Origin of the sequence: Stenotrophomonas nitritireducens (assembly GCF_050984405.1) — a bacterium.
Classification (GTDB): Bacteria; Pseudomonadota; Gammaproteobacteria; order Xanthomonadales; family Xanthomonadaceae; genus Stenotrophomonas; species Stenotrophomonas nitritireducens_B.
In genome coordinates this window covers 2,742,610-2,764,031 of sequence record NZ_CP158790.1, presented here as the reverse complement: position 1 = coordinate 2,764,031, position 21,422 = coordinate 2,742,610, and the positions used below count along the sequence as shown (strand labels likewise).

Here is a 21,422-nt window from a genome sequence, read left to right as displayed (position 1 = left end):
ATGCAGGTGCCCGAAGGGCGGAAGGGGGTGCGGCGGAGTGGGGGCAGGCGGGTGGAGCTGGAACAACACCGCAGTTCGCCGTGCATGCCTTTACCCCGACCCCGCTTCGCGCCCCGGCCCTTGCGCAAGGGCGTTCGTGGGGCAGCGAACCGGTGGTCCGCGAACTGCCCTCTCACCACGAAGGGAGAAGGGCTTGAAGCCTCACGCGGCGCCGGGTTCGTAGCGCGGGAACTGCCGCGCGATGTCGGTGCCGGTGAAATGGCCGACCCAGCCGTCCGGCTCGGTGAAGAAGCGGATCGCCACGAAGCTCGGCTCGGCGCCCATGTCGAACCAGTGGGTGGTGCCGTCCGGCACCGAGATCAGGTCGTCCTTGACGCATTCCACCTCGTAGACCTTCCCATCCACGTGCAGGGTGAACAGGCCCGAGCCGGCGACGAAGAAACGCACTTCGTCCTCCTTGTGGTAGTGCTCGTCGAGGAACTTCAGGCGGATCTCGGCGCGGTTGGGGTTGTCCGGCGCGATCGAGGCCACGTCCACGCTCTTGAAGCCGTGCGTGGCGACCAGGCGGTCGATGTCCTCGCGGTAGGCGGCGAACACTTCCTCCTGGCTGGCGCCCGGCGCGACCGGGTGTCTGGCCTGCCAGCGCTCGAAGGTGACGCCGATCTTCTTCAGCTCGGCGCTGATGACCTCGCCGTCGCGGCTGTCCAGCAGCGGGGTGGCGGGATCGGTGTCGTTGAAGATGCGCAGTCGGCTCATGGCGGCGGCTCGAGGCGTGGGGGACGGAAAGGGTAGCAGGCGCGGGCACGGCATTTCGCCCGCAGGAGCGACTTCAGTCGTGATGGGGCATTCCCGTCGGGCATCTGCACAGGAGCCGGGCAACCACGGAAGCAGTTGCCTGCAAGGCCCGTCGCGACTGAAGTCGCTCCTGCGGATGATCCGGCGGTTCAGCCCGGCGCGCGCAGCCGGCGCAGTTCCAGCTCGCAATGGAGCAGGAACTCGAAGGCTTCCAGGTGGCGGCGCGCCTCGGCCATGTCGCGGCCCCAGGCGTACAGGCCGTGGCCGTCGATCAGGTAGCCCCACATCGGGCCCTTGTCGAGTTCGGCCTCCACCTGCGCGGCGAGCACGTCCATGTCCTGGGTGTTGGGGAACACCCTCAGGTCCACCGCGGTTTCGTGGGTGGAGTTGCCGTGCAGCGCCTTGAGCAGTTCGTAGCCTTCCAGGCGGACGTGGCCGTCGCCGCCGTACAGGCGCGAAGCGATGGTCTGCACCGGCGAATGCGTATGCAGCACGCAGTTCACGTCCGGGAAGCGCGCGTAGAGCTGGGTGTGCAGCAGGGTCTCGGCCGACGGGCGCAGCGGCCGGCCCACGGCCCTGCCGTCGAAGTCCACGACCATGATGTCGGCCTCGACCAGCCGCCCCTTGTCCTTGCCGGACACGGTGATCGCCGCGTGGCCTTCGTCCAGGCGGTGCGAGAAGTTGCTGCTGGTGGCCGGCGTCCAGCCGGCGCGGGCCAGTTCGCGCACGTTGTCGATCAGCAGCTGGGCCAGTTCGCTCAGGCGCTGGGCGTCATAGGGAGCAGTGGGGGCGTTCATGCCCCCATTCTACGGTCTCAGCCCTGCCTGTTGGGCTCGCGCAGCTTGCTGTGGCGGTAGCTGTAGGTGAAGTAGATGACGAAGCCGGTCAGGGTCCACAGGCCCATCAGCATCCAGTTGTGCAGGGTCATCGCGGTGAGCAGGGCGATGCAGCTGAGCACGCCGAGGCTGCACAGCAGCCAGGCCGCGGGCATGCGGAACGGGCGCGGCAGTTCGGGGTGGGTGCGGCGCAGCACCAGCACGCCGGCGCAGACCGCGGCGAAGGCGATCAGCGTGCCCATCGAGGTCAGCTCGCCGAGGATGTCCAGCGGGAACAGCGCCGCCAGCAGGGCGATGCCGATGCCGGTGATGACAGTGTTGATGTGCGGCGTGCGGTACTTCGGGTGGATGCGGGTGAACACCGGCGGCAGCAGGCCGTCGCGGCCCATGATCATGAAGATGCGCGGCTGGCCGATGATCATCACCAGCACCACCGAGGACAGGCCGATCAGCGCGCCGATCTCGACGATGATGCGCAGCCAGCCCAGCTGCGGATGCGCGGCCACCGCGGTCACCACCGGCTCGGCGGTGCCCAGCAGCTGGTACGGCACCAGGCCGGTCATCACCGCGGCCATGGCGATGTACAGCACGGTGCACACCACCAGCGACAGCAGCATGCCGATGGGCATGTCGCGCTGCGGCTTGTGCGATTCCTGCGCCGCCACCGACACCGCCTCGAAGCCGATGTAGGCGAAGAACACCATCGCCGCGCCGCGCAGCACGCCTTCGAAGCCGTACTTGCCCGGGCCCTCGTTGGCCGGGATGAACGGCGTCCAGTTGCCCGGGTCCACGTACTTCCAGCCAGCGAAGATCACCAGCAGGATCAGCCCGGTCTTGAGCACGACCATGGCCATGTTCATCGCCGAGGACTTGCGGATGCCCACATAACAGAGCCAGGTCAGCAGCAGCACCAGGCCGGCGGCCGGCAGGTTGGCGATGGCGCCGGTCGGGCGCAGCTGCGCATCCAGCGGCGCGTTGACCAGCGCGGCCGGCAGGTGGATGTCGAAATGGCTGAGCAGGCTCAGGAAATAGCCGGTCCAGCTCACCGCCACCGCCGAGGCGGACACGCCGTACTCCAGCACCAGCATCCAGCCGATGAACCAGGCCGACAGTTCGCCGAAGGTGGCGTAGGTGTAGGTATAGGCGCTGCCGGAAACCGGCACCATCGCCGCGAACTCGGCATAGGCCATGGCGCAGAACGCGCAGCAGATCGCGGCCAGGACGAAGGACAGCATGATCGCCGGGCCGGCGTGGTTGGCCGCGGCCTGGCCGGTGATGACGAAGATGCCGCCGCCGATCACCGCGCCGATGCCCAGCGCGGTCAGGCCCCACGGCCCCAGGGTGCGGCGCAGGCTCAGGCCGTTGGCCTCCTCATGGGCGGCGTGCGGATGTTTGGTGGCCCACAGTTGCTTGAACATGGTGCGTCTTCGCTCGTCGTGCGTGCAGGAACGGCCGGCGCCAGGGGCCGGCCGGAAAGGATCAGGCGTTCCGGTTCAGCTTGCTGTGGCGCATGCCGTAGCCCAGGTAGATGGCCACGCCCAGCACGTTCCACAGCACGAACACCAGCCAGTGGGCGGCGAAGGCCATCGCGAACAGGCCCAGGCAGATCAGCGCGCCCAGCGGCGCGACGAGCCACACCGCCGGCACGCGGAAGGCGCGCGGCATCTCGGGGCGGGTGCGGCGCAGGATCAGCACGCCGATGCAGACCGTGGCGAAGGCCAGCAGGGTGCCCATCGCCACCAGTTCGCCCAGCACGTTCAGCGGCACCAGTCCGGCCAGCGCGGCGGCGACCGCGCCGACGATCACCGTGCTCAGGTGCGGCGTGCGGTACTTCGCATGCACCTTGCCGAACACCTGCGGCAGCAGGCCGTCGCGGGAAATGGTGTAGGCGATGCGGGTCTGGCCCATCATCATCACCAGCACCACCGAGGACAGGCCGGCGATGGCACCGATCTCCACCCAGGTCTTCAGCCATGCCAGGTTGGCGTAGGCTTCCAGCGCCGTGGCCACGGGCTTGTCGGTGCCCAGCTTGCTGTAGTGCATGAGCCCGGTCATCACTGCGCAGACCACGATGTAGATGATGGTGCATACCGCCAGCGAACCGAGCAGGCCGATCGGCATGTTCTTCTGCGGGTCCTTGGTCTCGCCGGCGGCGGTGGAAACCGCATCGAAGCCGATGTAGGCGAAGAACACGATGGAGGCCGCGCGGAACACGCCGCTCCAGCCGAACTCGCCGAACACGCCGCTGGTGTTGTCCGGGATGAAGGGCGTCCAGTTCTCCGGATTGACGTACATCGCGCCGAACCCGACGAACAGGCAGATCACCGCCACCTTGATCGCGACGATCACCGCGTTGACGAACGTGGACTGGGTGACGCCGACGTACAGCAGCCCCGAGATCACCGCGATGATGAGCACCGCCGGCAGGTTGAGCAGCTTGCCGGAGGCGATGAACTGGCCGTTCTCCCAGGCGATCGGCGCGGCGGTCAGCGCGTCGGGGAAGGGCAGGTGCAGGGTGCTGGTGAGGAAGCTGAGCAGGTAGGCCGACCAGCCCACCGCCACCGACGAGGAGGCGAACAGGTATTCGAGCACCAGGCACCAGCCGATGAACCAGGCCATGCCTTCGCCCAGGGTCGCGTAGGAGTACGAATAGGCGCTGCCGGAGACCGGCATCATCGCCGCGAACTCCGCGTAGCACAGGCCGGCGAAGGCGCAGGCCAGGCCGGCGAGCACGAACGAGAGCATGATCGCGGGGCCGGCGTGGTGGGCCGCCGCCTGCCCGGTGATGACGAAGATGCCGGCGCCGATCACCGCGCCCATGCCCAGCAGGATCAGGTGCCTGGCGGTGAGGGTGCGCTTGAGCGTGGCTTCGCCCTGCAGGCTGCCTTCCACCGGCTCGCCGGCGTCCACGTGTGCGGCCGGCTCGACCGGCTTGACCCTCAACAGTGTTTTAAGCATTCGCTGTTTTTCCAGACCTTGGTGGTGTTTCCACGCATCCCGCGGGGGACGCGCATGGGACGAAGCAAGCTGAACCGCCGGCAACGGCCTACCTTGCCAAAGGCCGGGGAAACCGACAAGCGCAGGTGCAGCATGGACGGCGATAATGGGCGCCGGATCGGATCGATGGGATGTGCCTGCAGTCATGCACGAACGGGACGGGAACCTGCGCGACGCGCTGCAGGACTACGCACGGCGGGTGCCGGAACACGCGGCGGTGGCGGACGGCTTCCTGCGCCTGCTCGAGGAGGGCGGCGACGATCCGTTCCAGCGCTCGCGCCTGGCCGGCCACTTCACCGGCAGCGCCTGGCTGGTCAGCGCCGACGGCCGCCGCGTGCTGCTGACCCACCACCGCAAGCTGGACCGCTGGCTGCAGCTGGGAGGCCACGCCGACGGCGACCGCGACCTGGCGGCCGTGGCCCTGCGCGAGGCGGAGGAGGAATCGGGCCTGCCGGGCCTGCGGCTGGAATCGCCGGCGCTGTTCGACCTGGACCGGCACTGGATTCCCGAACGCGGACAGGTGCCGGGCCACTGGCACTACGACGCGCGCTACGTGGTGCGCGCCGGGACGGACGAAGGTTTCATCGTCGGCGAGGAATCGCTGGACCTGGCCTGGCGCGAGATCGCCGCCATCGCCGCCGACCCGCAGGCGGACGCGTCCCTGCGGCGCATGGCGCTGCGCTGGCAGGCCGCCACGCGCTGAGGCCCGGCACCAACCCGTTGCCGTAGGAGCGGCTTCAGCCGCGATGCTCTTCGCGGCGATGTTCGAAAAGCCCTCGCGGCTGAAGCCGCTCCTACAGGGGCTGCCCTGCGGGCGTCGTTCGGTCGGGACGGTTGCGCGGCGGATTGAATCCCTGCGGCATAGGGCGTTGCTGACGTGCGCTGAGGCACCGCGTCGCCCTGCCGTAGGAGCGGCTTCAGCCGCGATGCTCTTCGCGGGGATGCCAGGAAAGCCCTCGCGGCTGAAGCCGCTCCTACAAGGGCTGCCCTGCGGGCGTCGTTCGGTTGGGAAGGTTGCGCGGCGGATGGATCCCTGCGGCATAGGGCGATGCTGGCGTGCGCTGAGGCACCGTATCGCCCTGCCGTAGGAGCGGCTTCAGCCGCGATGCTCTTCGCGGCGATGCCCGGAAAGCCCTCACGGCTGAAGCCGTTCCTGCGAAAGCGGCCTGGCCGCGAGCGCGCTCAGTACAGGATGCGGGTGCGCAGCGTGCCTTCGATCGCGGCCAGTTCGTCGCGGATCGCGTTGGCCTGTTCCACGGTGGCGGTGATGTCCACGACCACGTAGCCCAGCTTCGGGTTGGTGCGCAGGAACTGGCCGTCGATGTTGAGATTGTGGCGCGAGAACACTTCGTTGAGCCGCGACAGCACGCCCGGCACGTTGCGGTGGATGTGCAGCAGGCGCAGGCTCTGTTCGTGCTCGGGCAGGGTCACTTCCGGGAAGTTGACCGCCGACAGCGTGCTGCCGTTGTCGCTGTAGCGCACCAGCTTGGCGGCCACTTCCACGCCGATGTTGTCCTGGGCTTCCAGCGTGCTGCCGCCGACGTGCGGGGTCAGGATCACGTTGTCGTGCGCGGTCAGCGGCGATTCGAAACGGTCGCCGTTGCCCTTGGGTTCGGCCGGGAACACGTCCACCGCCGCGCCGCCGATGTGCCCGGAGCGCAGCGCCGCGTCCAGCGCCTCGATCACCACCACGGTACCGCGCGCGGCGTTGATCAGGTGCGCGCCGGGCTTCATCTTCGCCAGCTGGGGCGCGCCGATCATCCACTGCGTGGCGGCGGTTTCCGGCACGTGCAGGGTGACGACGTCGGCGCGGGCGAGCAGGTCGTCCAGGCTGGCGGCCGGCTGCGCGTTGCCCAGCGACAGCTTGGTCTCGATGTCGTGGAAGATCACCTGCATGCCCAGCGCCTCGGCCAGCACGCCGACCTGGGTGCCGATGTGGCCGTAGCCGACGATGCCCAGGACCTTGCCGCGCACCTCGTGGCTGCCGGCGGCCGACTTGGACCAGCCGCCGCGGTGGCATTCGGCGTTCTTCTGCGGTATGCCGCGGGTCAGCATGATCGCCTCGGCGATCACCAGTTCGGCCACCGAGCGGGTATTGGAGTAGGGCGCGTTGAACACCGGGATGCCGGCCAGCTCGGCCGCTTCCAGGTCCACCTGGTTGGTGCCGATGCAGAAGCAGCCGGCCGCGATCAGGCGCTTGCCGTGCGCCAGCACCTCGGCGGTGAGCTGGGTGCGCGAGCGCAGGCCGACGATGTGCGCCTCGGCGATGCGCGCCTTCAGCTCGTCTTCCGGCAGGGCCTTGGTGTGGTACTCGATCTGCGTGTAACCGGCCGCCTTGAACGTCTCCACCGCCGTCTGGCTGACCCCCTCCAGCAACAAAACACGGATGTCCTGCTTCGGGAACGAGGTCTTCTTGGGCGACATGGCGGTGGCGGCTGTGCAGGCGGAGGGAGTTGCCGACTATGCCAGAAGCGACCGGCTCTTGTGCACTGCGACAGTTGGTAATGTCTTGATAACCCGACGGTTTCAGGTGTATCCATCGTCGCCGGGCGCGGCCGCTGGACGTGCCGCGCCGCGGCTGGCAGGCTTTCCGGTTTCCCCTGCCCGAGCACCTCCGCCGCCATGACCGATCCGCGCCTGGATACCCTGCTGCAGTCCTGCCCGGGGCTGCGCCTGAAGACCGATCCGGCCGATCTGGAGCATTACGGGCGCGACTGGACGCGGCGCTGGACGCCGGCGCCGCTGGCCATCGCGCTGCCGGGCAGCGTCGAGGAGGTGCAGGCGGTGGTGCGCTGGGCGAACGAACACACCGTCGCGGTGGTGCCGTCCGGCGGCCGCACCGGCCTGTCCGGCGGCGCGGTGGCGGCCAACGGCGAACTGGTGCTGAGCCTGGAGCGCATGAACAAGGCGCTGGACTTCAACGCGGTGGACCGCACCCTGACGGTGCAGGCCGGCATGCCGCTGGAAGCCGTGCACAACGCCGCCCGCGAGCATGGCCTGGTCTATCCGGTGGACTTCGCCGCGCGCGGCTCCTGTTCGATCGGCGGCAACATCGCCACCAACGCCGGCGGCATCCGCGTGATCCGCTACGGCAACACCCGCGAGTGGGTCGCCGGGCTCAAGGTCGTGGCCGGCAACGGCGAACTGCTCGAGTTCAACAAGGGCCTGATCAAGAACTCCAGCGGCTACGACTTCCGCCAGCTGCTGATCGGCTCGGAAGGCACGCTCGGCATCGTGGTGGAGGCGACGCTGAAGCTCACCGACCCGCCGCCGGCGAGCAACGTGATGCTGCTGGCGCTACCGTCGTTCGAGGTGCTGATGCAGGTGTTCGCCGCGTTCCGCGAACGCATGCAGCTGGAGGCGTTCGAGTTCTTCACCGACCGCGCGGTGCACCACGTCACCGCGCACGGCGCGCAGTACCCGTTCGCCGAAACCTACCCGTATTACGTGGTGACCGAATACGCCGCGGCCGACGAGGCCGGCGAGGCCGCGGCGCTGGCCGCCTTCGAGCACTGCATGGAGCAGGGCTGGGTGCTGGACGGGGTGATCAGCGCCAGCGAAGCGCAGGCGCAGCAGCTATGGCGCCTGCGCGAGGGCATCACCGAGTCGCTGGCGCGCTACCGGCCGTACAAGAACGACGTGTCGGTGCGCATCTCGGCGATGCCGGCGTTCCTGGCCGAGGCGCAGGCGCTGATCAACGGCGCCTATCCGCATTTCGACGTGGTCTGGTTCGGCCACATCGGCGACGGCAACCTGCACATCAACGTGCTCAAGCCCGAGGACACCTCCGACGCCGAATTCCTCGGCCAGTGCGAGCAGGTGACCAAGCTGCTGGCGCAGGTGCTGCACCGCTTCCACGGCAGCATTTCGGCCGAGCACGGCATCGGCCTGGTCAAGAAGCCCTACCTGTCCAGCACCCGCGACGCCGCCGAGATCGCGCTGATGCGCGGGGTGAAGCGGGCGTTCGACCCATTGGGTTTGATGAATCCGGGCAAGCTGTTCGACCTGTAGCCGGCGGCCGGTTACGCTCGCATCCCGTCCCACGCTTTCCCGTACGCCGATGATCCGTCCGTTCCTGACCTGCGTCCTGCTGCTGGCCTCCGCGCCGCTGCTGGCGTCCAGCTTTGCCGGCAGCACCGCCGGCACCTCCGCCGGTGCCTCGTCCAAGGGCTCGAGCAGTTCCTCCGGCGACGACAAGGTGATCCAGGCCGCGCGCGAGGAAGCCGCCGGCTTCGTCGCCAGCGACGGCCGCCGCCTGCGCGGCGCGCGCCTGCAGGCCGCGCTGCTGCACCTGCGCCGGCACGATGCCGGCGCCGCCACCGCCAGCGACATGGAACTGGCCCGGGCGATCCTCGCCCGCTGATGCGCCCGACGGCCGTGCTGGCCGCCGCGCTGCTGCTGGCCAGCGGCAGCGGCCAGGCGCTTGAGCTGGCGCTGGACCCGGCCGGCCTGGACGCGACCGCGCAGCAACGCGCGCGCGCGCGCTGCTGGACCGCGCCAGGGAACGGTTGCCCGCACGCTGGCAGGCCGACCCGCGGCGCCTGTCGCTGCGCTTCGATCCGCAGCTGCCGGAGGACGTCGCCGGCAGGCATCGCCGCGGCGGGCTGCGGCTCTCGCCGCAACTGCTGCAGCTGCCGGCCACGGCGGCCGGGCACGACCTGGCGCAGGCAGGCCACGGTGCTGCATGAGATCGCCCACGCCTTCGACCGCGGCAAGGATGGCGGCTGGTCGCGGCAGCCGGCGTTCCGCCGTCTTGCCGGTTGGGACCGGCGCGGCGCCAACCCCTACGCCCTGCGCAGTCCGGACGACTACGAACGCCACAGCCCGGCCGAGGCCTTCGCGGTCAACCTGGAGTGGTACCTGCTCGACCCGCAATACCGCTGCCGGCGGCCGGCGCTGGCGGCGTGGTACCGGCAGCAGCTGGGGCCGGCGCCGCTGCCGGACGTGGACTGTGCCGGAGCGCTGCCGCTGCTGGTGGCCGGCGCCACCGCGGCGCAGCTGGAACTGGAGACGCTGGACCCGGCGCGGGTGTACGCGGTGGACTACCTGCTGGCCGACAGCGGCGAGGCGGCGATGAGCCGCTTCGGCCACGCCATGCTGCGGCTGGTGGTCTGCGCGCCGGGCCGCGAACCGGGCCCGCAGTGCCGGATGGACCTGGCCTACCACCGGGTGCTGTCCTTCCGCGCCTTCGTCAACGACGTGCAGATATCGAACTGGCGCGGACTGACCGGCGCCTATCCGGCGCGGCTGTTCGTGCTGCCGCTGGACCAGGTGATCGACGAATACACCCGCATCGAACTGCGCGACCTGCAGGCGTGGCCGCTGGCGTTGTCGCCGGCGCAGATCGGCGCGCTGCTGCAGCTGGCAGCCCGCGCGCACTGGAGCTACGACGGGCGCTACCGCTTCATCGGCAACAACTGCGCGGTGGAAAGCGGGCGCCTGCTCGACCTGGCGCTGACGCCGCCGCGGCGGCGCCTGCAGGCCACCACCACGCCGCGCGGCGTCCTGCACCGCCTGCAGCGCGCCGGGCTGGCCGCGGCGCAGCGGCCCTCGACGCGCAGCGGGGACGGCCTGTACTTCGCCTCGGCCCGCGAGGACTACCGGCAACTGCTGCAGGGCCTGCAGCAGGAAGGGTGGGCGCCGCCGCTGCCGCTGGAGCGCTGGCTGGATGGCAGCGCGCGGCAACGGGGCGAGCTGCCACCGGACCTGCCGCTGCAGCCGACCGCGGCGTGGTGGGTGCTGGAAACCGCGGCGCTGCGCCGGGCCGAACTGCGCGCGCGCGCTCGCGCAGCTGAAGCGGCAGCTGGGATCGGGCGCTCCCGAACTGCAGGCGCGCCTGGCCGACTGGCAGCGTTTTCAGCGGCGTGTGTTCGACGCGCCGGCATCGCTGCTGCCGGACGGGGGCTACGGCATCGTCCAGCCCGACGAACTCGCCGCGCTGGAGCGGGCGCTGGCCCGGCACGACGAGGAAGGGCAGGCGCGCTGGCAGGCCCTGCACGCTACCGCCGGGCAGGCCCTGCCGCCGGCGCAGCGCGAGGAACTGGAGCGGACGCGGCAGCGGGGTGGGCTGGCTGGCCGCGCGCATGCGGCATCTGGCCGCCGCGCCGGACTGAGCGGCGGGCATCGGCGCCGTTCTTGATCCTGGTCAGGGCGGCGGCGAGGCGGAGGCCTAGCATGGGCCGGGTTTTCCACGAAGGAGTTCCGCACGATGCACGTTTCCCTCGATCCCGCCCCGCATGTCCACGTCTTCGACGCCCGCGGCGTGGCGCGCCGCTTCCGCCACTCGGCGATCTTCGGCGCGCTGGGCGCGCTGCGCAACGGCGAGACCATGCGCTTCGTCAACGACCACGACCCGATCCCGCTGCTGGGCCAGCTGAGCCAGCGTTTCGGCGAGCACCTGTCGATCAACTACCTGCAGCGCGGGCCGGAAGCGGTGGTGATCGACTTCGGCATCCAGGGCCTGCCGGAGGAGTGAGCGCCGGCGTTGCCGGGGCCGTCCGGGCCGACGCGCTTTCCCGGCATCGGTGTCGCCGCCATGCTGGCGGCAGACACGGGTCTGCGCACGGGCCCGGCCGGCACCCGGGCGTGCAGGAAATGACCCGTTGTCTCCGGCAACCCGGGCGGCCCTGTCGCTGGCCGGGAGATGCATTCACTGGCACTGGCAGGAAGGGCGTGCGCCTCAGAAGTCGTAGGCCACGCTCAGGCGGTTTTCGCGATAGCCGGCGCTGCGCCCGCGCTGGTGCTGCACGGCGAAGTAGTTGCTCACGCTCAGGCCCTTGAGCGCGCCGCCGAAGCGGTAGCTGGCGAAGGCCATGTATTCGCGCTGGCCGATGGACGGCCGGTCGGCGGCCGGCCGCAGGTCCATGTACGACCAGCGCGCGCCCCAGCGCAGCCGTTCGTTCGCGGCCACGTCCAGTTCGGCCGACCAGGCATCGCCGCTGCCCAGGTCCTGGGTGCTGGTCAGGTACGGCTGCGCGAACAGCGGCCCGGAGGTCTGGTAGCTGGCGTAGGGCGTGGCCAGCGCGCCGTTGCGGAACGTGCCGGCGCGGTGCGGCACGTGGTTGTGGTTGAGCGTGGCCGTGGCCCGCCGGCCGCGCACGCCGAGCCGCAGGCCGTAGGTGCGGTTGTCCACCGGCCCCAGCAGGGCCGCGCCCTGTTCGTGCTGGCGGGCGACCTGCACGGCCGCGAACGGGCGCAGTGCGCCGTCGCGCGCGGCCAGTTCGGCTTGGCCGTAGTACAGGTCGGCATAGTCGAGGTAGCGGATCAGCCACACCTGGCCGCTGGCATCCAGCGGGCCGAGCGCGGCCCGGCGGGCGCCGCCCACGGCCCAGAATCCGTCGGTGGGGGTGTCGCCCACGCCCGGGTGCAGCGGCGAGAAGCGGCGGTTGTAGTTGGTCGTGCGCGCGAACGATCCGTCGATGCGCGACTTGTAGCGGAACATGCGCATCGCGCTGAAATGGTTGCCGCCCTCGCCAACGCGCAGGCGCACGCCCTGGTAGAGCTGCGGCACGATGCGGAAATCGTAGCTGGAGGTGAAGGGCACCTCGTCGATGGCCTGGTTGCCGGCGCGCAGCAGCAGCTTCCCGCCCTGCCACTGCAGCCAGCTTTCGCCCAGCGAGGCCAGGTCGTGGCCGAGATCGCGGTCGCGGCCGGTGCCGGCATGGATCAGGCTGCGCTGCAGGTAGGCGCTGGCGCGCAGCGAAAAGCCGTGCAGCGGCGCGCTGGTGAAGCCGAGCCGGCCGCCGGTGGCGAAGGTGTCGCGGTCGACACCTTCGGCGAAGAAGGCGTTGCCGGTGGCGTAGTACTTGCCGCGCAGGCTGCCATCGGCGTGGCCGAAGGCGAACATCTGGCGCAGGTCCTGCGCCGGTTCCGCGCCGGTGGCGATGGCGGGAAGCAGCAGGAGGGGCAGGAGGCAGCGGCGGCAGCGGCGGCAGCGGGGCATCGGTCGGTCCGGGCAGGGGAGGGCCCCGGGCCCGCGTCGCGGAAGGGGAACTGCCGGGTTATCGGCGCGCCGTAGCCGAACTTCACAGACGACGACGGCGCCGCATGGGCGCCGTCGCTTGCTGCTGTGTCGTGCGCCGGGTCAGTCGGCGCGGCCGCCGAACTCGCCGGTGGTGGTGTTGACCAGGATGCGCTCGCCGTTGGTGATGTACTCCGGCACCATGATCTCGATGCCGGTGTTCAGCTTGGCCGGCTTCGGCCGCTTGGTGGCGGTGCCGCCCTTCAGTTCCGGCGGGGTTTCCACCACTTCCAGGGTCACGTGCTGCGGCATCTGGATGGCGACCGGCTGGTCGTCGATCACCTGCACGTAGATGCCGGTCAGGCCCTCGGTGATGTAGCCGGCGTCGTCGCCGACCACGTCCGCGTCCAGCGTGTACGGGGTGTAATCCTCGTCGTCCATGAACACGAAGGCGTCGCCGTCCATGTACGAGAAGGTGGACTGGCGGCGCAGCAGCTCGACTTCCGGCAGGTTGTCGTCGGCGTCGAAGCTGGCGTCGAGCTTGTTGCCGCCCGGCACGCTGTACATGATGAAACGGAAGCGGACGTTGCCGCCGCGGCCCTGCGGCGAGCTGCGCTCGATGTCGCGGATCTGGTAGACGCCGTTGTTGTATTCGACGACGTTGCCTTTCTTGATATCGCTGGCTTTCATGCTTGGAAAGTCGGTTGGGGTAAGGGATGAATTGAAGCGGGCGCCTTGTGGGCGCCCGCGGGGTGGATCACTTGGGCGCCAGGCGCACGGCGCCATCCAGGCGGATGGTTTCGCCGTTGAGGTAGGTATTGCCGATGATGTGGCCGACCAGCGCGGCGAAGTCGTCCGGCTGGCCCAGGCGCGACGGGAACGGGATCGAGGCGGCCAGCGATTCCTGCACGTTGGCCGGCATGCCGTCCACCATCGGCGTCCAGAACACGCCCGGGGCGATGGTCATCACGCGGATGCCGAAGCGCGACAGTTCGCGCGCCATCGGCAGGGTCATGCCGACCACGCCGCCCTTGGAGGCGGAGTAGGCGGCCTGGCCGATCTGGCCTTCATACGCGGCGACCGAAGCGGTGTTGATGATCACCCCGCGCTCGCCGTCAACGCCGGCCTCGTTGTGCTGCATCAGGTCGGCGGCAGCCTTGGCCACGTTGAAGCTGCCGACCAGATTGACCATCACCGTGGCCTGGAAGTTGGACAGCGGCATCGGCGCCTCGCGGCCGAGCACGCGGCCGGCGCCCAGGATGCCGGCGCAGTTCATCACCACGTTCAGCCCGCCCAGGAACTCGCGCGCGGCGGCGAGGTTGGCGGCCACGCCGGCCTCGTCGGTGACGTTGGTGGTGAAGTAGCGGGCGTTGTCCGTTCCCAGTTCGGCGACCGCGGCGGTGCCTTTTTCCTCGTTGAGGTCGAACAGGGCGACCTTGCCGCCGTTGGCGACCAGGTGCCGGGCCACGGCCAGGCCGAGGCCGGAGACACCGCCGGTGACGACGGCGCGGACGGAAGACAGCTGCATCAGACGCTACCTGCAATGGGTTGGCCGGTGATTCTAGCCGATGCCGCCGTCCTCACAGGGGGCGGCGGCCCGTTAGTACTGTCGGGGCACGGGGACGGGCATCGGCGGATGCGCGGGCACGCGCAGCACGGCGGGTACCGGCCTTTCCCGCCACAGGAACTCGAGCCGGCAATCGTCCGCCGTACGCCGGCACATGGCCAGGGCCTTGTCGATCGCGGCGCGTTCGTCGCTTTCGCCCAGCGCATGGCCGAAAGCGGCGCTGCCGCTGGCGATGGCCGAATACCCGGCCTCGGCCGACGTGCTGGCCACTTCGGTGCAGTTGGCCGAACGGCGCGCGCAGTGGCCCATGGCGGCCTGCAGGGCGAGGCTGGCGGAGGGATGGTTGTAGGCGAAGCCGTAGGCGCCGGAGTCGGAAAAGGCCACCGCCGAAGCGGCCAGAACGTTGCCTGCCGGGAGCAGGGCGGCGATGGCGAGAGCGGTGCGGATCATGCGGCGGAATCCTTTCGGTGAGTCAATCAGTGGTCCATGGCCTTGCCGGCCTTGCTGCCATTGTCGCGGCCCAGCACGCCGGCCAGCCAGCGTCCGGTGTCGGCCAGCGCCGGCAGGTCGATGCCGGTGTCCATGCCCATGCCGTGCAGCATGTACACCACGTCCTCGCTGGCGACATTGCCGCTGGCGCCGCGCGCGTAGGGGCAGCCGCCGGTGCCGGCCACGGCCGAATCGACCACGCGCACGCCGTCCTCCAGGCAGGCGGCGATATTGGCCAGCGCCTGCCCGTAGGTGTCGTGGAAGTGCACGGCGAGCGCGGCCATCGGCACTTCGGCGGCCACCGCGCGCAGCATCGCGCGGGCCTTGCGGGGCGTGCCGACGCCGATGGTGTCGCCCAGCGAGATCTCGTGGCAGCCCATGGCGTGCAGCGCGCGTGCCACGCGCACCACGTCGGCCAGCGGCACCTCGCCCTGGTAGGGGCAGCCGAGCACGGTGGACACGTAGCCGCGTACCTGGATGCCGTCGGCCTTGGCCCGCGCCAGCACCGGCGCGAAGCGCTGCAGCGATTCGTCGATGCCTGCGTTGGTATTGGTGCGGTTGAACTGCTCGGAGGCGGCGGTGAACACGGCCACCTCCCGCGCCCCGGCCGCCAGCGCGCGTTCGTATCCCTGTTCGTTGGGCACCAGCACCGGGTAGGCGATGCCCGGGCGGCGCTGGATGCCGGCCATGACCTCCGCGGCGTCGGCCAGCTGCGGCACCCACTTCGGGCTGACGAAACTGGTGGCCTCGATGGTGCGCAGGCCGGTGGCCGAGAGGCGGTCGATCAGCGCGATCTTGTCGGCGGTGGCGACCTGCTGCTTTTCGTTCTGCAGCCCGTCGCGCGGGCCGACCTCGACGATGCGGACGAAATCGCTCATCGCCGTTCCCCCGCCACCCAGCGCGGCGCGCGCTTCTCGAGGAACGCCGACAGGCCCTCGCGGCCCTCGTCCGAGGCGCGCAGCGCGGCGATCAGCCCGGCATTGGCGCGGTCGAGCGCGTCGCGGTCACCGCCAGCGGCATGAACCTCGCGCACCAGCACCTTGGCCGAGGCCGCCGCGACCGGGCCGGCCTTGCCGATCAGGTCCAGCTGCGCCTGCACCGCGGCGTCGAGCGCGTCGGCGGCGACCACCTGGTGCACCAGGCCGATGCGCAGCGCGGTGTCGGCGTCGAAATGCTCGCCGGTGGCGAACCAGCGCCGCGCCTGGCGCGGGCCGATGGCGGCGATGACGTAGGGCGAGATCACTGCCGGCAGCAGGCCCAGGCGGCTCTCGGTCAGGCCGAAACGCGCGCCCTCGGCGGCGATGGCGATGTCGCAGCAGGCCACCAGGCCGACGCCGCCGCCGAAGCTGGCGCCGTGCACGCGGGCGATGGTCGGCTTGGGCAGCTCGTCCAGGGTGCGCATCAACCGCGCCAGTGCCAGTGCGTCCTGGCGGTTCTCCTCCTGCGAGGCGCCGGCCATGGCGCGCATCCACTGCAGGTCGGCGCCGGCCGAGAACGACGGCCCGTTGCCGGCCAGCACCACGGTGCGTACCGCCGGGTCCGCGCCGAGGGCTTCCAGCGCGGTGGTGAGGGCGGCAATCAGCCCGGCGTCGAACGCGTTGTGCAGCCCGGGACGGTTCAGGTGGAGCGTCGCCACGGCGTTGTCGTGGCGAACGAGCAGTGCATCGCTCATCGGATTCCATGCGTGCTTGGGTGCCCGAATCATAGCGGAGCGCCCGGGGCAGCAAGTCGCGGCGCGGCGATGCTAGAATTGATAACCATTCTTATCAACTCATCCAGAGGCGCCGTTCAGTGACGTTGTCAGATTTGCCGCTGCATGCACCCGCGCAGGTGGAGGCGGTGCAGGACCTGCATGCCAATGATGCGATCGCCCGGCGGTTGAGGGAACTGGGGTTCGTCAACGGCGAGGACGTGCGTGTGGTCGCGCGCGGGCCGGTTGGCGGCGAACCGCTGCTGGTGCAGGTCGGCTTCACCCGTTTCGCGCTCCGGCGCAGCGAGGCCGCCCGCATCCGGATCACGAAGGAGGTGGTGGCATGAACGCAGCGACGGGCGTGTCGCGGCTGGCCTTGGTGGGCAACCCGAACTGCGGCAAGACCGCGCTGTTCAACCAGCTCACCGGCAGCCGGCAGAAGGTGGCCAACTACGCCGGCGTCACCGTCGAGCGCAAGGAAGGGCGCATGCGCGGGCCGTCCGGGCGCGAGTACGCGGTGCTGGACCTGCCCGGCGCCTACAGCCTGCAGCCGGCCAGCTTGGACGAGGCCATCACCCGCGACCTGTGCCGCGGCTTCTACCCCGGCGAAGCCGCGCCCGATGCGCTGGTGTGCGTGGTCGACGCCACCAACCTGCGCCTGCACCTGCGCTTCGCGCTGGAAGTGCGCGAGCTGGGAAGACCCATGATCGTGGCGCTGAACATGGTCGATGCCGCGCGTCGGCGCGGCATCGAGATCGACGTGGCGGCGCTGGAGCAGGCGTTGGGTGTGCCGGTGGTGGAAACCGTGGCGGTGCGCCGCAACGGCGCCAGTGAACTGGTCGCGCGCATCGACGCGATGATGCCGCAGCTGGCGACGATGGCGCCGCCGGACGTCGTGCCTGCCGCCGACCACCACGCCCAGGTCCGCGACATCCTCGCCAGCGCGGTGCGCATGCCCACGCGCACGGCCAGGATCGACGACGCGCTGGACCGCTGGCTGCTGCACCCGGTGTTCGGGCTGCTGACCCTGGCGGTGGTGATGTTCCTGATTTTCCAGGCGGTCTACGCCTGGGCCACGCCGCTGATGGACGGCATCGAGGCCGGCTTCGGCTGGCTGGGCGAGCTGGTGGGCTCGACCCTGCCGGAAGGGCCGCTGAGCAGCCTGCTGGTGGACGGCATCATCGCCGGCGTCGGCGGCGTGGTGGTGTTCCTGCCACAGATCCTGATCCTGTTCTTCTTCATCCTCGCGCTGGAGGAATCGGGCTACCTGCCGCGCGCGGCGTTCCTGCTGGACCGGATGATGGCCGCGGCCGGCCTGTCCGGGCGGTCGTTCATCCCGCTGCTGTCCAGCTTCGCCTGCGCGGTGCCGGGCATCATGTCCACGCGCAGCATCCAGGACCCGCGCGACCGGCTGGCGACGATCCTGGTGGCGCCGCTGATGACCTGTTCGGCGCGGCTGCCGGTGTACGCGCTGCTGATCGGCGCCTTCATCCCGCAGAGGACGGTGTGGGGCGTGTTCAACCAGCAGGGGCTGGTGCTGTTCGGCCTGTATGCGGCCGGCATCCTGAGCGCGCTGGCGATGTCGTGGACGATGAAGAAGTTCCGCCGCGACAAGGGCGAGCACCCGCTGCTGCTGGAACTGCCGTCCTACCGCCTGCCGCACGTGCGCGACCTGGCGGTCGGGCTGTACGAGCGCGGCATGATCTTCCTCAAGCGCGTGGGCGGCATCATCCTGGCGCTGACCATCCTGCTGTGGTTCCTGCTGTCGTTCCCGGCGGCACCGGCCGACGCGACCCTGCCGGCCATCGACTACAGCTTCGCCGGCCGCATCGGCCACGCGATGGCAGTGTTCTTCGCGCCGCTGGGCTTCAACTGGCAGATCTGCATCGCGCTGATCCCGGGCATGGCCGCGCGCGAAGTGGCGGTAGCCTCGCTGGCCACGGTGTACGCGCTGTCGGCGGCCGACGACGATGCCGCCGCGCAGGCGCTGACCCCGCTGATCAGCGACGGCTGGTCGCTGGCCACCGCGCTGTCGCTGCTGGTCTGGTACATCTACGCGCCGATGTGCATCTCCACGTTGGCCACGATCAAGCGCGAGACCAACTCGTGGAAGCAGATGGCGTTCGCCACGGTCTACCTGTTCGCGGCAGCCTGGCTGGCGTCGCTGGTGACCTACCAGGCCGCGGTGGCGCTGGGGGCGGGCTGATGGACCGGGGCCTGCTGCTGCAGTACGCGATCATCGTCCTGGCCGTGCTGGCCAGCGCGTGGGTGGTGCTGAAGAAGCAGTTCCCCGGCGTGGTGCGCAGGTTGCGCGGGGCGCTGGCGCTGTGGCTGGTCAAGCCGCATCGCTCGCCGCGCCTGCAGGCGCTGGGGCGCCGGCTGGCGCCGCCCGCCGCCGCCGGCGGTGCCGGCGCCTGCGGTGGCTGCGATGGCTGCGGGCCGACGCCGCCCAAACAGCATTGAACCTTTCCTGGCGGCGCGGGATGCGGCAGGGCGGTGACCGGCAATGCGCGGGCTCACTTGCGTCGTTCCGGCGCACGCCGCCGCCCCCCCCGTCGCTTGTCTCCCTGCATCACAAGGCGGTAGTTTGCCTGCCATGACGACTCCCACACGTTTGCTGATCCACGGTGCTTCCGGTCGCATGGGCCAGGCCCTGCTGCGGCTGGCGGCGGAAGATCCTTCGCTGCAGGTGGTCGCCGCGGTGGTGCGCAAGGCGCCGGCGCAGCGGGTGATCGACGGCGTGCCGCACTTCGCCGCCAGCGAGTTGTCCGGCGCGCCGCCGTTCGACGCGGCCATCGATTTCAGCCTGCCGGAAGGATTCGACCCGGTGCTGGCGCTGTGCCTGGCGCGCAATGCGGCGTTCGTCTCCGGCACCACCGGCATCGACGCGGCGCAGCAGGCCGCGCTGGCGGCCGCGGCGCAGCGGATCCCGCTGACCTGGGCGACCAACTTCAGCCTCGGCGTGGCGGTGCTGGCCGAGCTGGTGGAACGCGCCGCGGCCAGCCTGCCGGGCTGGGACTGCGACATCGTCGAATCGCACCACGTGCACAAGAAGGACGCGCCCTCCGGCGGCACCGCCCTGACCCTGGGCGAGGCGGCCCGGCATGGCGGCGCCGAGCCGCGCTACGCCAGCCTGCGCGCCGGCGACATCATCGGCGAGCACGTGGTCCAGTTCGCGGGCTGGGCGAGCGGGTGGAGCTGGTCCACCGCGCCACCAACCGCGACATCGCCCGCGGCGCCCTGCATGTGGCCCGGCAGCTGCGGGGGCGGGCGCCGGGTCGCTATTCCGTGCGCGAGCTGGTGGCGACCGGCGCGGGCTGAACGGGGCCCCTGCGCCGGCCGGGCAGGGCGGGGCCGGGCGCATACGCGGCGCTGGCGCCGGTGGCACCCATGCCATTACAATTCCCGCTCGCCGAATCACGTCAGCCGGACCGGTTTACACCGCCGTCCGCGCTTTTTTGCAACCGGTTTTTGCCTGAGCGCAGGCGTGGCTTCGGAGCCCCCTCGGTAGCCAAAGTGAGATTCCCGTGACCCAAGCCGCAATTCTCGTGCTCGAAGACGGCACCGTATTCGAGGGCGAATCCGCAGGCGCGCCCGGCCTGTCCGTGGGTGAGGTGGTGTTCAACACCGCCATGACCGGTTACCAGGAAATGCTGACCGATCCGTCCTACGCCAGGCAGATGATCACCCTGACGTACCCGCACATCGGCAATACCGGCACCAACGAGCAGGACAACGAGGCAGCGCAGGTCTGGGCCGCCGGCCTGATCGTGCGCGACGTGCCGCGCCGCCCCAGCAGCTGGCGCAACCAGCTGCCGCTCCAGGACTGGCTGATCCAGCGCGGCGTGGTCGCCATCGCCGGCATCGACACCCGCAAGCTGACGCGCATCCTGCGCGAGCGCGGCGCCCAGAACGGCGCGCTGATGGCCGGCCCGGACATTGACGTGGACAAGGCGCTGGAAGCGGCGCGCAAGTTCCCCGGCCTGAAGGGCATGGACCTGGCCAAGGTGGTCAGCACCGACAAGGCCTACCCGTGGACCGAAGGCCAGCTGGATCTGGACAAGGGCCAGTTCGTCCAGGCCGAGCCGAAGTTCAAGGTCGTCGCCTACGACTTCGGGGTGAAAACCAACATCCTGCGCATGCTCGCCGAGCGTGGCTGCGACCTCACCGTGGTGCCGGCGCAGACCCCGGCCGCCGAGGTGCTGGCGATGAACCCCGACGGCGTGTTCCTGTCCAACGGCCCGGGCGACCCGGAGCCCTGCGATTACGCCATCGCCGCGATCAAGGAATTCGTGGACCGCAGGCTCCCGACCTTCGGCATCTGCCTGGGCCACCAGCTGCTGGGCCTGGCCTCGGGCGCGCGCACCATGAAGATGGGCCACGGCCACCACGGCGCCAACCACCCGGTGCAGGACATCGACAGCGGCCGGGTGATGATCACCTCGCAGAACCACGGCTTCGCCATCGACGAAAGCACGCTGCCGGCCAACCTGCGCGTGACCCAGCGCTCGCTGTTCGACCAGACCATCCAGGGCGTGGAGCGCACCGACGCGCCAGCGTTCTCCTTCCAGGGCCACCCGGAAGCCTCGCCCGGCCCGCACGACGTGGCGCCGCTGTTCGACCGGTTCATCGCGATGATGCGGGACCGGGGACCCGGGACCGGGGACCCGGGCGCAATGGCCTGATGGCTTCGCATTTCCGGGAACTGGAGGTGTGGCAGGTCGGCATGGTGCTGGCCAAGGCGGTGTATGTGCTGGTGGCGGACTTTCCCAAGGAAGAGCGTTATGGCCTGAGTTCGCAGCTCCAGCGTGCAGCAGTTTCCATTCCTTCCAACATTGCGGAAGGAAATGCGAGAGCTACCACGCGCGATTACGCCCGCTTTGTTTCACAGGCTTGCGGCTCGGCCGCCGAGTTACAGACACAGCTATTGCTCGCAGGTGATCTAGGGTTGGGCGATCACCTGCAAATCGAACACGCGCTCGAACTTTGCGAGCGTGTCAACAAAATGTTGCGACGCCTTCACCAGGCGTTGTCCGCCAAGCTTGATCCCGGGTCCCCGGTCCCGGGTCCCCGGTCCCGGAGTTGAAC

At 70.2% G+C, this 21,422-nt stretch carries 22 protein-coding genes and 2 pseudogenes; 13 read left to right on the top strand and 11 right to left on the bottom strand.

The features are described 5' to 3' along the window. Positions 1 to 201 precede the first annotated feature (201 nt). The 4 genes from ABTV91_RS12250 to ABTV91_RS12235 form a co-directional block, all read right to left on the bottom strand. Positions 202 to 756 carry a 1,2-dihydroxy-3-keto-5-methylthiopentene dioxygenase gene (locus ABTV91_RS12250; protein WP_433851692.1) on the bottom strand — a complete coding sequence of 185 codons (555 nt, stop codon included), beginning with the start codon at positions 754 to 756 and terminating at the stop codon, positions 202 to 204. A gap of 188 nt (positions 757 to 944) precedes the next feature. Continuing rightward, positions 945 to 1,592 carry a methylthioribulose 1-phosphate dehydratase gene (locus ABTV91_RS12245; protein ID WP_433851691.1) on the bottom strand — a complete coding sequence of 216 codons (648 nt, stop codon included), beginning with the start codon at positions 1,590 to 1,592 and terminating at the stop codon, positions 945 to 947. Positions 1,593 to 1,609: 17 nt separating this feature from the next. After that, on the bottom strand, positions 1,610 to 3,049 hold the full coding sequence (locus ABTV91_RS12240) for an amino acid permease (RefSeq protein WP_433851690.1): 1,440 nt from the start codon (positions 3,047 to 3,049) through the stop codon (positions 1,610 to 1,612). A gap of 61 nt (positions 3,050 to 3,110) precedes the next feature. Further along, on the bottom strand, positions 3,111 to 4,589 hold the full coding sequence (locus ABTV91_RS12235; protein WP_433851689.1) for an amino acid permease: 1,479 nt from the start codon (positions 4,587 to 4,589) through the stop codon (positions 3,111 to 3,113). Positions 4,590 to 4,773: 184 nt separating this feature from the next. Between ABTV91_RS12235 and ABTV91_RS12230 the strand changes: the two genes are divergently transcribed. Continuing rightward, complete coding sequence (locus ABTV91_RS12230; protein WP_433851688.1) at positions 4,774 to 5,331, top strand: NUDIX hydrolase; 558 nt, start codon at positions 4,774 to 4,776, stop codon at positions 5,329 to 5,331. A gap of 479 nt (positions 5,332 to 5,810) precedes the next feature. Here ABTV91_RS12230 and serA read toward each other — a convergent pair whose 3' ends face one another. Continuing rightward, positions 5,811 to 7,052, bottom strand: coding sequence for a phosphoglycerate dehydrogenase (gene serA / locus ABTV91_RS12225; RefSeq protein WP_433851687.1), 1,242 nt, complete (start codon positions 7,050 to 7,052; stop codon positions 5,811 to 5,813). A 198-nt stretch (positions 7,053 to 7,250) separates the two neighbouring features. On the opposite strand from serA, the gene ABTV91_RS12220 reads away from it, so the two are divergent. From ABTV91_RS12220 to ABTV91_RS12195, 6 genes and pseudogenes are all read left to right on the top strand, one after another. Beyond that, entirely contained in the window at positions 7,251 to 8,639 is a 1,389-nt protein-coding gene (locus tag ABTV91_RS12220; protein ID WP_433851686.1) for an FAD-binding oxidoreductase, read from the top strand. 49 nt (positions 8,640 to 8,688) lie between these two features. Further along, positions 8,689 to 8,991 (top strand): DUF2388 domain-containing protein, encoded by a 303-nt coding sequence (locus tag ABTV91_RS12215; protein ID WP_433851685.1) that lies wholly within the window; start codon positions 8,689 to 8,691, stop codon positions 8,989 to 8,991. A gap of 145 nt (positions 8,992 to 9,136) precedes the next feature. Continuing rightward, positions 9,137 to 9,316 (top strand): hypothetical protein, encoded by a 180-nt coding sequence (locus ABTV91_RS12210; RefSeq protein ID WP_433851684.1) that lies wholly within the window; start codon positions 9,137 to 9,139, stop codon positions 9,314 to 9,316. After that, positions 9,306 to 10,124: pseudogene (locus ABTV91_RS12205) on the top strand (DUF4105 domain-containing protein); the annotation flags it as partial. The gene ABTV91_RS12210 and the pseudogene ABTV91_RS12205, both read left to right, overlap by 11 nt. Before the next feature lie 172 nt (positions 10,125 to 10,296). Further along, positions 10,297 to 10,767 carry a hypothetical protein gene (locus ABTV91_RS12200; RefSeq protein WP_433851683.1) on the top strand — a complete coding sequence of 157 codons (471 nt, stop codon included), beginning with the start codon at positions 10,297 to 10,299 and terminating at the stop codon, positions 10,765 to 10,767. Positions 10,768 to 10,836: 69 nt separating this feature from the next. Next, positions 10,837 to 11,103: a DUF2249 domain-containing protein gene (locus tag ABTV91_RS12195; protein ID WP_433851682.1), complete on the top strand. Its 267-nt coding sequence runs from the start codon at positions 10,837 to 10,839 to the stop codon at positions 11,101 to 11,103. A gap of 204 nt (positions 11,104 to 11,307) precedes the next feature. Here the strand turns inward: ABTV91_RS12195 and ABTV91_RS12190 are convergent, their stop codons facing one another. The 6 genes from ABTV91_RS12190 to ABTV91_RS12165 all read right to left on the bottom strand — a co-directional run bounded on the left by ABTV91_RS12190 (position 11,308) and on the right by ABTV91_RS12165 (position 16,316). Further along, positions 11,308 to 12,570 carry an OprD family outer membrane porin gene (locus ABTV91_RS12190; RefSeq protein ID WP_433851681.1) on the bottom strand — a complete coding sequence of 421 codons (1,263 nt, stop codon included), beginning with the start codon at positions 12,568 to 12,570 and terminating at the stop codon, positions 11,308 to 11,310. A 141-nt stretch (positions 12,571 to 12,711) separates the two neighbouring features. After that, positions 12,712 to 13,278, bottom strand: a complete 567-nt coding sequence (yeiP, locus tag ABTV91_RS12185; RefSeq protein ID WP_433851680.1) for an elongation factor P-like protein YeiP — start codon at positions 13,276 to 13,278, stop codon at positions 12,712 to 12,714. Positions 13,279 to 13,345: 67 nt separating this feature from the next. Then, positions 13,346 to 14,116: an SDR family NAD(P)-dependent oxidoreductase gene (locus tag ABTV91_RS12180; protein WP_054666018.1), complete on the bottom strand. Its 771-nt coding sequence runs from the start codon at positions 14,114 to 14,116 to the stop codon at positions 13,346 to 13,348. A gap of 72 nt (positions 14,117 to 14,188) precedes the next feature. Next, positions 14,189 to 14,605: a DUF4189 domain-containing protein gene (locus tag ABTV91_RS12175; RefSeq protein WP_433851679.1), complete on the bottom strand. Its 417-nt coding sequence runs from the start codon at positions 14,603 to 14,605 to the stop codon at positions 14,189 to 14,191. 26 nt (positions 14,606 to 14,631) lie between these two features. Further along, positions 14,632 to 15,522: a hydroxymethylglutaryl-CoA lyase gene (locus tag ABTV91_RS12170; RefSeq protein ID WP_433851678.1), complete on the bottom strand. Its 891-nt coding sequence runs from the start codon at positions 15,520 to 15,522 to the stop codon at positions 14,632 to 14,634. Next, complete coding sequence (locus tag ABTV91_RS12165) at positions 15,519 to 16,316, bottom strand: enoyl-CoA hydratase-related protein (protein ID WP_433851677.1); 798 nt, start codon at positions 16,314 to 16,316, stop codon at positions 15,519 to 15,521. The genes ABTV91_RS12170 and ABTV91_RS12165 overlap by 4 nt, the downstream gene beginning before the upstream one ends. Before the next feature lie 119 nt (positions 16,317 to 16,435). On the opposite strand from ABTV91_RS12165, the gene ABTV91_RS12160 reads away from it, so the two are divergent. The 6 genes and pseudogenes from ABTV91_RS12160 to ABTV91_RS12135 all read left to right on the top strand — a co-directional run bounded on the left by ABTV91_RS12160 (position 16,436) and on the right by ABTV91_RS12135 (position 21,420). Then, the gene (locus ABTV91_RS12160) at positions 16,436 to 16,681 is read left to right on the top strand and encodes a FeoA family protein (RefSeq protein WP_433851676.1); all 246 of its coding nucleotides are present in this window, start codon (positions 16,436 to 16,438) and stop codon (positions 16,679 to 16,681) included. Next, entirely contained in the window at positions 16,678 to 18,540 is a 1,863-nt protein-coding gene (feoB, locus tag ABTV91_RS12155; RefSeq protein WP_433851675.1) for a ferrous iron transport protein B, read from the top strand. The genes ABTV91_RS12160 and feoB overlap by 4 nt, the downstream gene beginning before the upstream one ends. Beyond that, complete coding sequence (locus ABTV91_RS12150; RefSeq protein WP_433851674.1) at positions 18,540 to 18,797, top strand: DUF6587 family protein; 258 nt, start codon at positions 18,540 to 18,542, stop codon at positions 18,795 to 18,797. Before feoB ends, ABTV91_RS12150 begins: the two co-directional genes overlap by 1 nt. 133 nt (positions 18,798 to 18,930) lie before the next feature. Further along, a pseudogene (locus tag ABTV91_RS12145) lies at positions 18,931 to 19,655 on the top strand (4-hydroxy-tetrahydrodipicolinate reductase). A 206-nt stretch (positions 19,656 to 19,861) separates the two neighbouring features. Next, positions 19,862 to 21,019, top strand: a complete 1,158-nt coding sequence (gene carA, locus ABTV91_RS12140; protein WP_433851673.1) for a glutamine-hydrolyzing carbamoyl-phosphate synthase small subunit — start codon at positions 19,862 to 19,864, stop codon at positions 21,017 to 21,019. Next, positions 21,019 to 21,420 (top strand): four helix bundle protein, encoded by a 402-nt coding sequence (locus ABTV91_RS12135; protein ID WP_433851672.1) that lies wholly within the window; start codon positions 21,019 to 21,021, stop codon positions 21,418 to 21,420. Before carA ends, ABTV91_RS12135 begins: the two co-directional genes overlap by 1 nt. The last annotated feature ends 2 nt before the right edge of the window (positions 21,421 to 21,422 follow it).